This window comes from Pseudalkalibacillus berkeleyi (assembly GCF_021608225.1).
GTDB lineage: Bacteria > Bacillota > Bacilli > Bacillales > Fictibacillaceae > Pseudalkalibacillus > Pseudalkalibacillus berkeleyi.
This window is the reverse complement of record NZ_JAKIJS010000001.1, coordinates 80,889-95,655: the sequence shown is the minus strand read 5'-3', so window position 1 is coordinate 95,655 and position 14,767 is coordinate 80,889. Positions and strand designations below refer to the sequence as shown.

Below are 14,767 nucleotides of genomic sequence, written 5' to 3'. Positions count from 1 at the left end.
CTATAGTCAGTTATCATTATTGTAAAAGAAAATAAAAACATTGTCATATTATAACCATTATAACTATACTTGTCTTGTTCTATTATGTATACACCATCAAGAAATCTGTCATAAATTAGTCGTAAATTGTACCTATCGTTTCAATGGTACAAATGTAGGGTATACTTAAAACCCAACACAAATAATAACAATAAATTCCATATTATAAGCATAAATGAGCATAAACTTAAAAAATGTTGTACAATATCCAATTAGCATCATACAAAAATCCCTTCTGTGTGTTCGAAGGGTTGAAAGTGAGGACCTAACATTGAGCTCATTACGTCAAGAGAGAAGAAATTTGAATAAGACAGAAAAGTCCGGGCCAAAGTGGAATAAATTTGCTGCCACTTTCTTCATCGGATACGGTATTGTCTACTTGATTGTTTTTGTAAAGAAGCTATTCTTTTCATCTTTAACGATTGAAGACATATCATCTCTATATTTACGTGATTTAGATTCATCTTATATTTTCAGTATCATTGCAGGTACGATCATTTTCATGTTTGGATATGGAAAGTTACAGCTGAGGCACAAGGAACGGATCTTATTTGATCAACTCCCAAATCTATTCATGCTACGGATGATTTTGTATACGTGTCTTTACTTTCTGATTATACTTTCGCTTTTAGGTATTCATTTGATCTTTACTACATTATTCATTCAGCGAACAGGTGGATCATTGAATTTATCGTATTCCTTATTTTATTGGGCAGTTGTCTTCTTGGTCGTTGACAGGGTTTCAAGCTTCTTCTTAATTGTAAAGAGGCGAACAAAGCAATTGATTTTCTTGCCATTCATTTTATTTTATTTTGGCGTTCTGATTGTGTTTAAGTTTCAACCTTCCTATCAACTCGTATTCCAATTCATCGGAAACGGATTAGTCATGTTAATGTTCGGGCTGCTACTCGTTGAAAAATACCGAAGTAGTAGGTCGAATCAAGTCATTGAAGAGGAAGAATCTGAAGGTTGATAATGTAAAAAGGGACCCCACTGGACAAATTCGTCCGGAAGGGTCCTTTTTTCGTCTAACCGCCTTGGTAAAATATAAAGAAGAAGGCTTAATCGTTCCTCCAACTAGAGAATCGATTAAGCCTTCTATCAACTTTATTCTTTTATTTCATCTTCTTCAATTACAGCTTCTACCTTGAATTGTTGTACTAATTCAATCAAAGCGTTACTAGCTGTATTCAATGCTTCAGCTGAGTGTCCAACTGATTCAAGTGCACGTTGTTGTTCATCTGTAGATGCACTCACTTCTTCAGAAGATGCTGCTGCTTGTTGAGCGACTGCTGAAATGTTTTGAATGGACTCCATTACAGCATCCTTATGCGCGCTGAGATTTGTCACATCATCGCCAACAGATGTAATTGAAGTAATCATTTCATTTAATGATTCAGCCAGCACTTTGAACGCTGCTTCTGTACCTTCAACTACTTCACTTTGCTCTTGTGAAATTTCTTTTGTATGATCCATTTCAACGCCAACGCGTTTCGACTCATTCTCGATGCCTTTTAAAATACTTTTCACACGCTCTGTAGCAACTGCTGATTGTTCAGCAAGCTTCCGTACTTCTGTCGCAACTACCGCAAAGCCTCTTCCGCTTTCCCCAGCTCGTGCTGCCTCAATCCCGGCATTCAACGCTAACAAGTTCGTCTTTTCCGAGATTTCTGTAATCGTACTGATGACCTCTTCAACTTCTTTAATTTTATCATTCAAGCCATTAATAACTGTTTCAACAGACTCTAGTACATCGTTTGATTGTTGATTTTTCGTTCGTAGTGTTGTTATTTGATCCATGCCTTGTTGATTTGCATGGTTCGCACTTTCAGATAATATGAGCATTGATTTTGTTTGCTCACTAATTCGTTCAATATCCTCAGATAAGTTGATCGCTCTTAGATGTGTAGATTCTACATCTGAAGCTTGTTGAGATGAACCAGTTGCAATATCTGTCACTGCTCTGGCTACTTCTTCACTTGAGGCAATCGTTTCTTCCGCTACAGCACTCAGACTTTCTGCAGATTCCGTAACTTGGAACGATGAATCTTTAACTGAGTAGAGTAAGCCTCTCATTTTATCGACCATAGAATTGAAATGAGTCGTCAATTCTCCGATTTCGTCTTTACTCTTCGTTTCAGCTTTTACCGTCAAATCACCTGATGCTACCAATGTGAGCTGATCTCTTAGTTGTTTTACGGGTCTCGTAATGCCTCTAGCTACGAAATAACTAATTGCAATAGAAATTATGACGATTACGAATGCGATAATGAGAATGACATTCCGAATATTGCCTGCCTCTTGAGTCAAAGCCTCATTTGGCGTCGACGTTCCTACTTTCCAACCTGTCAATTCAATCGTATCGAACTTAATGAAACGATCTTCTTTCTCGTCTTGAACAGTACGATCTTTTGAAGCAAACATATCCTTCACAAACGCATTCTTTTCAAGCGCTTTTTCACCTTTTAAAGTCGGATGCACCATCGCTAATCCAGATTGGTCAAAAAGAAAAGGAAAACCATCGTATTGAACATCTGTATTCTTGACGACGTTCGCAAGGTTTTGCAAGCTCATATCCATCGCTATGACGCCTAATACTTGATCTGATTCTGGATCAACAACTGTTTTCGCCGTCGTTAATACATACTCTTTGGTGGCTGCGTCCTCATAAGGATCAGTCCAAATTACTTTTTCTTGTTTCTCCGTCGCGGTTTGATACCAAGGCCTTGATGTTGGATCGTAATCTGCTGGAAGCTCTAGAAAAGGTGTAATCTTCATTTTCTTGTTCGGACTAGCTAAATAAAGGTACGCAACATTCTCATTGAGCCCCAAATATTGAGAGAAATCTCGATCAACGATTTTCCAATCGCTGTCTTCATTCTCTCCGCCTTCGTTAGAAGATTTCAGGGCCGCAATCACCCTTTCATCTTGACTATAACGCAACATTGTTTGTTCAATTCCACTTAAATACATACTAATTTGACTCGACATTTGATCGACTTTCGCTTCAGATTGCGTATCTACATTCGATTCCATCGTGTCCTTCACACGATCATATGTAAGGAAAGCAACCGCAAATAATGAGACGAACAAAATCAAAGCCATAACAAGCATAAGCTTTGTCTGCAACTTCTTAAACATATCCCTAACCCCCTGTGGTAATAAAACCATCTGTCTTCTTTCTTATCGACGTTTCGAACAAAATATTTACATTAAAACCTTAGGACAATATCCCTATTTAACGAAATGTTCAGAACTTTATTTGATCATGATGATGATATTAATTCCTGGGTGCAGGAATTTTTCCATTTTACCTTGTGTTTTTTACTTAATTAGGGGAGTTTCTGCTTAGAATGTTGAATGATCTGTTCCGCTTGGGGAACTTTCTGTTCGGCTTGGGGAACTTTCTACTCGGTTTGGGGAACTTTTTGCTCGGCTTGTGGAACTTTCTGCTCGGCTTGTGGAACTCAGCACCTTCTTACTATCAAAAAAACACCCAACATCCGTGGTAGGGTAGATTGTTGGGTGTTTCCTATCTTTTTAAAACAATGATGTTGAGATGATATTAGAACGTTTACCGTCTTGCTTTGTGAGTGGATTATAAGGTACGACGTAAAATTCCGGAAAGGTAAATAGCTTCGGAGAAACGACGGTATAACTACCTTTCCCTACTACGGTGTCAATTTTCTGATCACCGTTATCTGTACGCATATAAATTTTATACATGAGTCGATTGTCGTCTGATGCTTTCCACGAAAGTCGCATACCAGGAACCCCGAACCGATTAAACGCATATTGTGCACTTAAATTATCGATTTCTACCATCTGGATCGGTGGTTCTAAATCCTTGACTCCTTTAGGCTTTTTGAAAGCCAAACCTTGTTGCTCAGGAATTTCATTAATGATATCTTTAAACATCAATGTTGCATCTGAGCTTGTCCCTTTCATGTATTGGGATGTGGTGGTTTGGTCATAACCGATCCATGCAGCTCCAACAACCGTAGGGGTATAGCCCGCAAACCAGAGATCCCTATTCGCACCATTTACTGCATCAAAGGTCGTTGTTCCCGTTTTCCCAGCTAATTCAGTGTTAACCTTACCTCTTCGTCCAGTGCCTTCATTTACAACAGATTGAAGCATTCTTGTCATAAACCAAGCATTCTGTTTAGAAAACACTTTTTGAGAATCGGTTTTGGCCTCACCAATTAATTTGCCTTTACGATCATATATTTCTTTTACAAAATAAGGCTCAACCATCTTTCCGTCATTAGCGAATGCAGAAAATGCACGCGTAATCTGCAATGGTGTAACGCCTTCATCTAATCCACCTAGGGCAACTCCAAGTTTCCGCTCTTCTACATTCATCCCCATTTCTTGTATATACCCTAAGGATTTTGACAAACCGATTTCATTCAGTAACCAAACAGCTGGTGCATTCAATGAATCTTCAATCGCTTCATACATAGATACAGAACCCTTGTACTGACCGTTATAATTTTCAGGTGTATAGTCGTTGTTATACTTTAAACGCTCATCCTTTAAAATCGAGTACGGTTCCCATTTACCAACTTCCATTGCAGGTCCATAAACGGCAATCGGCTTGAAGGTCGAACCAGGTTGACGCTTGGCATTCACTCGGTTAAAGCCTTGCCTCACATAATCCCGACCACCTTGTACAGCCATTACACCTCCAGTTCGTGAATCCATTAGAACGAATGCCCCTTGTGGAGATTTTTTAACATTGGATCCTCTAAAGTACTTGTCGTTTTGTAGTGCTTTAAATGAAGCTTCTTGGGCTTCCTTGCTCATTGGGACGACAATTTTATATCCGCCTTGTAGCACTTCCATGTTGGATAGCGAATACTTTTCAGAGACTTCCTTCAGTACCATATCAATGTAAGTAGAATAGGACGGGTTCTTTTCTAGTCGCTTCACATCTAGAGAAATCGTTTTTCCTTGTGCACGCACCGCCTCTTCGGGTGTAATGTAATCAAGCCGCTCCATTAATGAGAGAACGGTATTTCTCCGATCCTTACTTTTGTCGATATGACGAATTGGAGAATAATGTGAGGGTGCTTTAGGAATACCTGCTAGTAATGCCCCTTCCTCTACCGTTAACTCACTTACATCTTTATTAAAATAGAGATGAGAGGCAGCTTGAATCCCGTAAGCACCATGGCCAAAATAGATCTGGTTCATGTACATTTCAAGAATCTTTTTCTTTGTATATTTCCGCTCCAAATTTATGGCAATGGTTGCCTCTTTCGTTTTTCTCAACAGCGTTTTTTCATCTGATAAAAAGATGTTCTTAGCTAGCTGTTGTGTAATCGTACTGCCGCCTTCCACTTTTGAGCCTGATTTAATATCTTTATACAGTGCTCGTCCTATCGCCTGAAGATCAATACCTGGATGCTTGTAAAATCGACGATCCTCAACTGCTACGAATGCTTGTTGTACATGTTCCGGTATTTGATCAATTTCAACAAGCTCCCTGTTTTGAGCGAATAGCTTTGTGATCGTATTGCCCTCTTCATCAACGAGAGAAGAAGCCGAACTCATGACAAGATCCTTTTCATCAATAACATAATTGCCTGCGAACACAATCGCTATGAATACGAGCAAGGAACATAGGACGACTGCCATTGCCCAAAGCGATATGCGCGTTGCTTTTTTCCACACAACGCATCAACTCCTATCGAAGTAAAAATTACTTTTCCACTTTACCCAATAATTACGTATGTTACCAGCTTTTCGTTTCGTTTAGTATCTCACGACTAGGGGTAAATCATGAATAAAACCATTTTTGTGTATACTTATGAGAAAAAGGAGCGATTAATCTATGTATTATCATATTGCTTATGGAACGAAGGATTTCTTGCAAACGTTAATGAAAAAATACGAAAATGAACAAGGTGACTTTTATTTGCTAGAAGGACATGAAGATTCTGTATTACTACATAAAACATCAAATGAAACGCTGTTCGAATCAGGGCACACATATGAAGTCATCGAAGAATCTGGTGGGTTCGAAGGTGCGAACTTTATCGTATTTAACAATATTCCGGTTTCCTCTGAAGGTCGCCCCGTGTTTGAAGATCGATTTAAGCAACGTGCAGGCTTAGTAGAAAAGGAACCAGGTTGTGCAGGGTTGCTCATTCTTCGTCCAAAAGATACCGAGACCTATATCATTTCAAGTATGTGGGTCGACGAAAGAGATTTTGAAGCATGGAAAGAATCAAAATCATATGAGAAAGCGCATAAAGGTAAAGGAACTAGTGAAGGACTCCCTCAAACGATTTTCACAGGAAAACCATTCCTTCGATCGTTTCATCTAGAACAAAAAGCAGAAAAGTAAATATCGTTCAGATGTCGGTTAGAAAGGAGAATGGCATTGAAAATTAAACGGGTCGACCTGATTATAAATCCGAATGCTGGAAATGGAAGATTGAAAGAACAGTTACAACAAGTTGTAAAGACTCTTGAAAGTCATTTCCCACATGTTAGTGTACATGAAACCTATCAACCTGGAGATGCAGCCTCTTACATCGAGGACCTAGACAATGAGACAGATCTGATTATCGGAGCTGGCGGTGATGGAACAGTTTATGAAATTATAAATGCACTAGCACCACTACAAAATCGTCCAGCGTTCGGAATTATTCCTGGTGGGACATGCAATGACTTTTCTAGAGCGCTTGGAATTTCACAAAATCCACTAGAAGCAGTAGAACAAATATGTAATCAAAAATTTAGAGCAATTGATGTAGGGAAATGTAATCACCAGTACTTTCTAAACTTCTGGGGTATAGGCTTGATTACAGAAGTATCAACCAATATAAATCCTAGAATGAAAGAAAGTTTTGGCCGTCTTTCCTATTATCTAAGTGCAATTCAATCCGTAAATCGTGACCGTACGTTTAAATTGAAACTGGAATCAGATGAATGCGCTTACGAGGGAAACGCAGCAATGGTTCTCATCGGAAACGGCCCTTTTACGGGTGGTATCAGAGCCTTCTTCCCAGAATCAAATATTGAGGATGGAAAGCTTGAGGTACTCATTATCGAGTCCAATCGTTTACAAACCTTTTGGGACATGATTCGCGCTAAAGTCATGCAAGATATCCCGAATAGTGAGGATATCCTCTATTTTCAATCTGACCACATTTCCATCGAAACAGAACCTAATCAAACGATTGACTGTGATGGCGAACGAGATTATGAAACGCCATCAACCATTTCTATCTTACCGAGGCATATCCAAATGGCTGTAGGAAACTATCCTCCTTTGCAATAAAAGGTCGACGACGGAATAAGCAAGACGAGAGGCGTTTATATGGATAAAAATAAACATATCAAGATATTTGAAAAGCAAGCGAAAGGATATGAAAAGCTCCAACAAAAAGATCCAACAGCTCGTTTTCGGAAGAAACTCATTCCAGATGCAAAGGGTAAAGTACTTGAGGTTGCTGTAGGTACTGGGCTCAACTTCCCTCACTACGTGGGGATTAGTGAGTTAAATGGAATTGACTTTAGTAAGGAAATGCTTAAAGCTGCGCGAAATACTTCAGACCAATTTCCATTTCCCATTTATTTAGAAGAAGCTGATGTAGAAACGGTTGAGTATGAGGAAAATACATTTGATACAATCGTTTCCACTCTCTCCTTCTGCTCTTATGAGTCACCTGTTGAACTCTTGAATCGTTTTCAAAAATGGTGCAAACCAAACGGAAGAATCTTAATGATGGAGCACGGAATCTGTAAAAGTAGTGCACTCGGTTGGGTACAAAAAAAGATCGATCCGATTGCTTACAAAATGATTGGATGTCATCAAGACCGGGATATCACCCGATTTGTAAACGAGTCAAATCTCCAACTAGAAAAGGTAGAACGTAAATTAAACGGGTTCCTTTATTACATATGGGCAAGACCATAATATATAAGCCGCATCTCTATCCTTCACGGAAAAAGGTGCGGCTTTTGTATTATTTTAGACTTGTAAATTAATCACAACAGCTTCTTTCCATCCGCCATTTCAGCTTTTCTCCGTTTTCGCGGTACGAATAAGGCTCGTTAGATGTTATATACTTCAATTCATTCTAGTGGTATACAAAAAAGCAGACCAAAGTTTTTACTCTTTGGCCTGCCAATCTTCTCGTATTTTAATGTGTTTAAAAAGTATTTCTTTCCCTAAATTAATCAACCATCCGTACGAGCATGTGTGCAAGCATGTGCTGCTGTTCTTCAGTACCCGCATTCCAAAGCTCTTTCAGTAGTTTTTCCTCTCTGTTTCGAGGTTCTTCATTTTCTGCTAAATAATCTGCTACTTTTTCCGCTGTTTTTGCTAGCTGTTCCTCAGACATACCCATTTTTTCACCAATGCGCACTCTCTTACCTAAATAGTTTTTGAATACGTCAAAGTTCTCAAGAATCTTTCCTCTTTCTTCTTCAGGTATTCGGTCAACTGTTGATTTTACTTCTTCCTCATGTAATCGATCATTTTTATCTACCATATGTTTGTTTTCAGACACTTGTAGTCACTCCTTGTTTTAATAATTTTTTTGATTCTTCGATAAATACTGGTAGGTCATCAGGTTGGCGACTTGTAACAAGGTTGCCTCCACAAACGACGACTGGTTCATCAAACACATTCGCGCCTGCGAGTTTCAAATCCACCTGTATAGACTTGAATCCCGTAATATTACGTCCTTTTAATACGTCGGCGGTAATCAGAATTTGGGGACCGTGACATATTGCAAAAACGGGTTTCTCCTGATAGACCATCTTTTTCGCAAATTCTACGACACGGTCATCTGCTCTCAAGATATCTGGTGAGAAACCTCCTGGAATAAATAAAACATCAAAGTCATCTGGATCCACTTGGTCAATGGTTTGATCTACTTGGACAGATACTTCACCTTGCTTCCCTTGTATTTCTTTTCGCTCCGTGCTGATGATTGTAAGTTCGTGCCCAGCATCCTCGTAAGCTTTTGCTGGATCTGTGTACTCTACATCTTCAAACATGTCGGTCATTAATACTGCAATCTTACTCAAAACGTATTCACAACCTTTCTAACATTTAACTTGACTGTAGTTTTTATTCCCGAAATCGCTTCTATTAAACCTGTTTGTATTTTATTGGAACATAAGTTTAAAGCTGTATTCGAAAGGGTACATTAAACACGTGAGAAAAGATATATTTCATTAGAAAGGATGTATGACTAATGGACAAAGATTTACAAGAACTAATTGACGGACTAAATGAAGACCTTGCCAATGAATATGCTGCAGTCATCATGTATACTTACAATGCCGCTGTTGTATCAGGTATGTATCGCCAGGTCTTGAAGCCTTTCTTTGAAGGTGAAATAACAGATGAACAAGGACACGCAATGTACCTATCTGAAAAAATCAGCACGCTTGGTGGTACACCAACAACCCGTCCTGCAGACGTGAAGCAACTGACAGATGTACGTGAAATGCTTGAAGAAGCAAGAAGAGCTGAAAAAGATACGATTGAACGATATGAAATGCGTAAGAAACAAGCAGCTGAACTGAACATGACAGAGCTTGTCGTAAAATTAGAAGACTTAATTTCTGATGAAACACATCATATGGAGGAAATGGATCGTCTACTAAGCGACCCTCGACTTTCATAAAGAGACATATTATCAAATGACACTGCGGTGAGCAGTGTCATTTTTATGTTAATTAAAAAGAACTAAAGAATGGCTGTGTCAAGCTTTCGTTATATCCTTTAATCGTGCTATACTGTGACAAAGGAAAAGACAGATTTTTCAAACTTTTACCTGGATGAGGAGGCGCACTATGAAAAATTTCTATGAGCTCATTGATCAGCACTTTGATGAAATGGTCGAAATTCGAAGATACCTTCATCAATATCCCGAGCTTTCTTTTGAGGAAGTTCAAACAGCGGCTTACATAGCTGAATACTATGAGAAACTTGGTATTCCTTACCGTGCGAATGTTGGCGGAAATGGGATTGTTGCAACGATCAAGGGTAGTAAGCCTGGGAAAACGGTAGCCCTCAGAGCAGATTTTGATGCTTTACCGATTCATGAACAATCCGAGGTTCCATTTCGCTCCAAAAACGATGGAGTCATGCATGCTTGTGGTCACGACGGTCATACTGCAACCTTGCTCGTTCTAGCGAAGGTATTGAATCAATTGAAGGATGAGCTTGAAGGAAATATTGTTCTTATCCACCAACATGCAGAAGAACTCGTCCCTGGTGGAGCGATCTCTATGATTGAAGATGGTTGTCTTGAAGGTGTCGATTACATTTATGGCGTCCACTTATGGGCAACTGATAATGTCGGCGAAGTATACTATAAAGAAGGACCATTCATGGCAGCTGCTGATCAGTTCGAAATTAAAATCATCGGTCGCGGCGGGCACGGCGCTCAACCTCACCTTACAAAGGACTCCATTATGACAGCTTCTCAACTGGTCGTTTCATTACAACAAATCGTAAGTCGTAATGTCGATCCACTTGAATCTGCTGTCTTATCTGTCGGTTCATTTGTCGCGAACAATGCCTTTAATGTGATTGCAGATACAACTCAGTTAAAGGGAACCGTTCGTACCTTTAAAGAATCTGTACGTAGTAAGATGCAATCCAGAATGGAAGAAGTCATTAAAGGAGTTTGTGATGCCTGTGGAACGGATTACGAATTCAACTATACAAGAGGTTATCCTCCGCTCGTAAATCATAAAGAAGAAACCGAGCATATTAAGCAAGTCGCATCTCGAATTCCAGGTGTCCTTTCAGTAAGTGAAAAGGCAGCACAAATGGGTGGAGAAGATTTCGGTTATTACTTACAGCATGTACCCGGAAGCTTCGCTTTTGTTGGTGCGAAGGATCCAAACGCAAGTGAAGTCGCTCCTCACCACCACCCGAAATTTATGATTGATGAGCGTTCCTTGCCAATCGCTGCAAAACTGCTCGGTGAAGCTACGCTTTCACATTTAAAATACAGCACTGAAAATAAGGTTGAATCTAAGTAAAACAAAAGGAGACATGATCCCTATCTGGATCAGTCTCCTTTTTCATGTAAATATCTAAGCCGGTAACAGTTCATAGCTGTTTCACCTAGTTGATCTAAAAAGTGGTAATTTACATAAGCGCCTACGATTGCACCGAATCCAGGAACCATTTGAAGCATTTTTGCCAAATCGATATGATCCCGATACGTAATTTGAAACGTTCTCCAATCATAATCCTGTATCGATTCTTTCGTTGCCCACTTCTCTTTTGTTTGCTCCCAGTTTTTGATGGCTACATAGGTTTCTTTGCGAATGTCATCACTTGAAAAAGCGAGTAAAAAAATATGCAAAAGGAAAATTCGCTCTTGGTCATTTCTCGTATCATATCCATAAATTCTAGCTGACTCAAACAAGAACCTCATCTTTATACCAACCAACAGCGGGAAATCAGCGAGTCCCCAAAGAATTCCGCCTGCACCAGTTCCAGCCCCTTCTGCCATGGCTGTCTTTTTGTAAGCTTCCTTCCTTTCTAATAGCAATCCATCTCGCTCTTGAAGTGTTTTTCCTAACAGCGGTGGTCGTTTTGTTGTATATTCAGTCCCTGTTAAAGTTGCCTTTATCATATGCATGATACTATTCGTAACGACGTTGTGTACTTTTTCTGGAATACGTTGATTAATTTGCTTTTGAATCTTATTCGCAGCACGTTTATATAAAGGGGAACGTTTCAAAATTTTCTTTTCCCATTCGTTTAACTCGCGTTTTACTTGACTATCCACGACGTCATCCAACCCTTTCGAATTAAGAGCTTTTCGCTTCTATGATTTCAAACCGCTTACTTAACTGCTTATAGAGCACTATTTTCACAAAAGCGATTACAAGGAATAAGCCTGATACAAGGATGATTCCAGATTCGATGACTGAACCGTATCGAGCAAAGCTTGCTATTGAAAATAAAAGGACTTGTATGAACATAATCCGCGTGATTAGACCTTGAAACGTACCAAATCGAATGTGTCTAGGAACAGGATAAAGATCGACCCAAACTTTCAAGTCAAAATGCGGCCACAATGTCGTAAGCTGGATCGCAGTCATATATAAAATCAATACATTGGCTGTCCATAAAATCATTCCTGAAGGTAAAACAACCATGAGTAGGATGCCGATCACCGTCAACCTCAGGAATATCCCGAAATAATCATTAGAACGAATGAATGCTCTTGCATACATATATGCGTAAATATTACTTGACGGTTTTGTCAAAAATGTGATGAAAGGAGTAGCCCAAGCTCTGTTCTTCACTTTCCTGTTCAACTGAGGAACTTCAACAAACATATTAGCGATCCGGTAAAACAGCATGAGCGCATCGTTTTCTAACGAGATGAGCCGGTTCCATTTTAACGTATGCTTTGCGGCTAAAGGTCTAAATTGAAGTAAATAGAGAACGGCTAATCCGATAACAAAGATGGCCGTAATGATCCACGCGCTACTTAAAATCGCATACAGTGTCACTAACACCATGATGTAACGCGTAATAGGTAACAGGGTTCGCTTCGGTCCGTCAGGCACCCTTAGCTCTTCCCACCTCGCGAACAAATTCCATCCCGTCAGTAATAGGATTAGAAACAAGCTTGCAAAATAGGATGCACGATCTGTTGTGATTTGCGCAAAATACAACGGACCTAACACGAGCATAATGACGAGAACGTTAAAGGCTTGCATAATTAAACTGTACAGTAATGACCGTTGTATATATGGTCGAAACCTTTGCTCAAGTGGCAATAGGAAATTTGCGTCTGGTTCTTTTAGGAAGGTTCTAATTTTTCCTCTTCCTACAAAAAACAATAGAAGAACCGTCATGAACTCAACTGCAGGAAAATAATCAGGTAATGCTTTCAGCAGCTTTCCATAATAAAAGCTTCCTGCAATAATTGCAACGTATACCGAAAAGAGAAATCCACTATTCCCAATATATCTCAAATATTTGATAGCCATCGTCCAAAATGCATTGGCTCTTTCTTTCCAAAGTGTCTGAACACCCATATTTACGCTCCTTTTGTAATCTGGACATAGATTTCATCTAGCGTAGCATTCGGCATGTCCATTTTTTGCTGAATTTCAGACAACGTACCACTTTCCAAAACTTTTCCTTCATGTAAAATGATGAATCGATCACAATATCGCTCAGCAGTCGAAAGAATATGTGTAGATAATAATATACCGGTACCTTTCTCCTTCACTTGGATCATGAGATCAAGGAACGATTGAATGCCAAGAGGATCAAGTCCAACAAAAGGTTCATCTACAACAAATAGCGATGGTTGCACTAAGAACGCACACATAATCATCACCTTTTGTTTCATCCCTTTAGAAAATTGACTTGGATACCACTTCAATTTATTTTCCATACGGAATTCTTTTAGGAGTGGATCAATACGTTTTTGTAAGTCTTCAGATTTTATCTCATATGCCATTGCTGTGAGCTCAAGGTGCTCCCATAAAGTCAGTTCATCATATAATACAGGTGTTTCAGGAATGTAAGCAATTTGTGAGCGATATTGATCTGGACCTTCGTCTATCCGTTGACCCCTTACTTTAACCGTTCCTGAGATAGGCTCCATCAGCCCTAAGACGTGTTTGATGGAGGTACTCTTTCCAGCACCGTTCAATCCGATAAGGCCGACGATCTCTCTTTGATTGACATGGAATTTCACGTTATGTAGAACAGGTTGTTGTTGACTATAACCACCTGTCAGTTCTTCTACCTCTAATACACGTTCCATTTTGTACCCCTTCCCTGTAACTGTCGTTTCATCTATCATACCAAATTCGACTCCCATCCGCCTAAATGATTGGTCCTTGGGTATGTTTTAATGTTGAATTGGAAAGGATGGGGAGTGAAGAAGACATCCCCTCTTCTTCAAAAGAAAAGAGACAGAGATTGATGTTGTAAATCCAACTTCAATGGAGAGTATATGGCGTGAGGCTATATTTTTGTTTACGGACAACTCTCTCAACAATGACCACTTTCCCAAGCCATTGTTCATGATCTCTTGTTTCTCTTTTCTTCTCTGACCTCTCCGAAGAGCTCTATCTAATGGTAGGGCTCTTCACTTTTTTATGAGGATTTTCCAAAGTTGAGCCTGTAATCTATCATTTGGAGTAAGCATTCCATGATGTAATGAGGCTATGATACAATGACAACATTAAACCATCATTTCTGAAAGGTGTGAGCGATTCATGGATAATTGTATCTTTTGTAAGATTGTAAATGGTGATATTCCTGCTGCAAAAGTGTATGAAGATGAGCATGTTCTCGCGTTTCTTGACATTAGCCAGGTTACGAAGGGGCATACGCTTGTCATCCCTAAAGACCATCACAAGAACCTATACGAACTGCCTGAAGATGTTGCAGAAAAAGTCTTTTCCGTCGTTCCGAAAATAGCAAATTCAATTAAAAATGCCTATGAGCCTATCGGTTTGAATCTGCTAAACAATAATGAGGAGCCTGCTGGTCAGTCTGTTTTCCACTATCATGTACATATTCTTCCGCGGTATGGTAAAGGCGACGGATTCGGAGCCGTTTGGAAAACAAACGAAAGCGACTACAGTTCAGAACAATTACAAGAAATCGCAAACACAATATCAGAACCATTATTGTAAAAAGCAACAATAAGACAAAATTTAGGACCAAGTAGAAGAAAATTACTCTACTTGGTCCTGT

At 39.4% G+C, this 14,767-nt stretch carries 14 protein-coding genes; 7 read left to right on the top strand and 7 right to left on the bottom strand.

Annotated elements, in window-relative coordinates; translation table 11 throughout:
* Positions 1-310: 310 nt before the first annotated feature.
* Positions 311-1,012, top strand: a complete 702-nt coding sequence (locus L2716_RS00555) for a hypothetical protein (RefSeq protein ID WP_236330471.1) — start codon at positions 311-313, stop codon at positions 1,010-1,012.
* A gap of 134 nt (positions 1,013-1,146) precedes the next feature.
* On the opposite strand, the gene L2716_RS00550 is transcribed toward L2716_RS00555, so the two are convergent.
* Both L2716_RS00550 and L2716_RS00545 read right to left on the bottom strand, forming a co-directional pair.
* The gene (locus tag L2716_RS00550) at positions 1,147-3,180 is read right to left on the bottom strand and encodes a methyl-accepting chemotaxis protein (RefSeq protein WP_236330468.1); all 2,034 of its coding nucleotides are present in this window, start codon (positions 3,178-3,180) and stop codon (positions 1,147-1,149) included.
* A 399-nt stretch (positions 3,181-3,579) separates the two neighbouring features.
* The gene (locus L2716_RS00545; protein ID WP_329610091.1) at positions 3,580-5,718 is read right to left on the bottom strand and encodes a transglycosylase domain-containing protein; all 2,139 of its coding nucleotides are present in this window, start codon (positions 5,716-5,718) and stop codon (positions 3,580-3,582) included.
* A 160-nt stretch (positions 5,719-5,878) separates the two neighbouring features.
* Here L2716_RS00545 and L2716_RS00540 point away from each other — a divergent pair, with 160 nt between their 5' ends.
* The 3 genes from L2716_RS00540 to L2716_RS00530 are packed head-to-tail and all read left to right on the top strand — an operon-like array spanning position 5,879 to position 7,972.
* Positions 5,879-6,394: an antibiotic biosynthesis monooxygenase family protein gene (locus L2716_RS00540; protein WP_236330465.1), complete on the top strand. Its 516-nt coding sequence runs from the start codon at positions 5,879-5,881 to the stop codon at positions 6,392-6,394.
* A 30-nt stretch (positions 6,395-6,424) separates the two neighbouring features.
* Positions 6,425-7,333 (top strand): diacylglycerol/lipid kinase family protein, encoded by a 909-nt coding sequence (locus L2716_RS00535; protein WP_408005278.1) that lies wholly within the window; start codon positions 6,425-6,427, stop codon positions 7,331-7,333.
* Between the two features lie 39 nt (positions 7,334-7,372).
* The gene (locus L2716_RS00530; RefSeq protein ID WP_236330460.1) at positions 7,373-7,972 is read left to right on the top strand and encodes a class I SAM-dependent methyltransferase; all 600 of its coding nucleotides are present in this window, start codon (positions 7,373-7,375) and stop codon (positions 7,970-7,972) included.
* A gap of 259 nt (positions 7,973-8,231) precedes the next feature.
* On the opposite strand, the gene L2716_RS00525 is transcribed toward L2716_RS00530, so the two are convergent.
* Positions 8,232-8,567, bottom strand: coding sequence for a DUF3243 domain-containing protein (locus tag L2716_RS00525; protein WP_236330458.1), 336 nt, complete (start codon positions 8,565-8,567; stop codon positions 8,232-8,234).
* Entirely contained in the window at positions 8,560-9,090 is a 531-nt protein-coding gene (locus tag L2716_RS00520; protein ID WP_268963909.1) for a type 1 glutamine amidotransferase domain-containing protein, read from the bottom strand. Before L2716_RS00520 ends, L2716_RS00525 begins: the two co-directional genes overlap by 8 nt.
* 170 nt (positions 9,091-9,260) lie before the next feature.
* Here L2716_RS00520 and L2716_RS00515 point away from each other — a divergent pair, with 170 nt between their 5' ends.
* Both L2716_RS00515 and L2716_RS00510 read left to right on the top strand, forming a co-directional pair.
* Positions 9,261-9,695 (top strand): ferritin-like domain-containing protein, encoded by a 435-nt coding sequence (locus L2716_RS00515; protein WP_236330455.1) that lies wholly within the window; start codon positions 9,261-9,263, stop codon positions 9,693-9,695.
* A gap of 169 nt (positions 9,696-9,864) precedes the next feature.
* Positions 9,865-11,064 (top strand): M20 metallopeptidase family protein, encoded by a 1,200-nt coding sequence (locus tag L2716_RS00510; RefSeq protein ID WP_236330453.1) that lies wholly within the window; start codon positions 9,865-9,867, stop codon positions 11,062-11,064.
* A 29-nt stretch (positions 11,065-11,093) separates the two neighbouring features.
* On the opposite strand, the gene L2716_RS00505 is transcribed toward L2716_RS00510, so the two are convergent.
* The 3 genes from L2716_RS00505 to L2716_RS00495 are packed head-to-tail and all read right to left on the bottom strand — an operon-like array spanning position 11,094 to position 13,826.
* The gene (locus L2716_RS00505) at positions 11,094-11,822 is read right to left on the bottom strand and encodes an EcsC family protein (protein ID WP_236330450.1); all 729 of its coding nucleotides are present in this window, start codon (positions 11,820-11,822) and stop codon (positions 11,094-11,096) included.
* Between the two features lie 22 nt (positions 11,823-11,844).
* Complete coding sequence (locus tag L2716_RS00500) at positions 11,845-13,086, bottom strand: ABC transporter permease (RefSeq protein WP_236330447.1); 1,242 nt, start codon at positions 13,084-13,086, stop codon at positions 11,845-11,847.
* A gap of 2 nt (positions 13,087-13,088) precedes the next feature.
* Positions 13,089-13,826, bottom strand: a complete 738-nt coding sequence (locus tag L2716_RS00495; protein WP_236337753.1) for an ABC transporter ATP-binding protein — start codon at positions 13,824-13,826, stop codon at positions 13,089-13,091.
* Between the two features lie 457 nt (positions 13,827-14,283).
* On the opposite strand from L2716_RS00495, the gene L2716_RS00490 reads away from it, so the two are divergent.
* On the top strand, positions 14,284-14,706 hold the full coding sequence (locus L2716_RS00490; protein ID WP_236330444.1) for an HIT family protein: 423 nt from the start codon (positions 14,284-14,286) through the stop codon (positions 14,704-14,706).
* Positions 14,707-14,767 lie beyond the last annotated feature (61 nt).

Bases quoted from the DNA above. Each gene is read 5' to 3' on its own strand.
- L2716_RS00540 (WP_236330465.1), top strand. From the start codon at position 5,879: ATGTATTATCATATTGCTTATGGAACGAAGGATTTCTTGCAAACGTTA.
- L2716_RS00535 (WP_408005278.1), top strand. From the start codon at position 6,425: ATGGCATTGAAAATTAAACGGGTCGACCTGATTATAAATCCGAATGCT.
- L2716_RS00510 (WP_236330453.1), top strand. From the start codon at position 9,865: ATGAAAAATTTCTATGAGCTCATTGATCAGCACTTTGATGAAATGGTC.
- L2716_RS00495 (WP_236337753.1), bottom strand. From the start codon at position 13,826: ATGGAACGTGTATTAGAGGTAGAAGAACTGACAGGTGGTTATAGTCAA.
- L2716_RS00490 (WP_236330444.1), top strand. From the start codon at position 14,284: ATGGATAATTGTATCTTTTGTAAGATTGTAAATGGTGATATTCCTGCT.
- L2716_RS00550 (WP_236330468.1), bottom strand. From the start codon at position 3,180: ATGTTTAAGAAGTTGCAGACAAAGCTTATGCTTGTTATGGCTTTGATT.
- L2716_RS00530 (WP_236330460.1), top strand. From the start codon at position 7,373: ATGGATAAAAATAAACATATCAAGATATTTGAAAAGCAAGCGAAAGGA.
- L2716_RS00515 (WP_236330455.1), top strand. From the start codon at position 9,261: ATGGACAAAGATTTACAAGAACTAATTGACGGACTAAATGAAGACCTT.
- L2716_RS00500 (WP_236330447.1), bottom strand. From the start codon at position 13,086: ATGGGTGTTCAGACACTTTGGAAAGAAAGAGCCAATGCATTTTGGACG.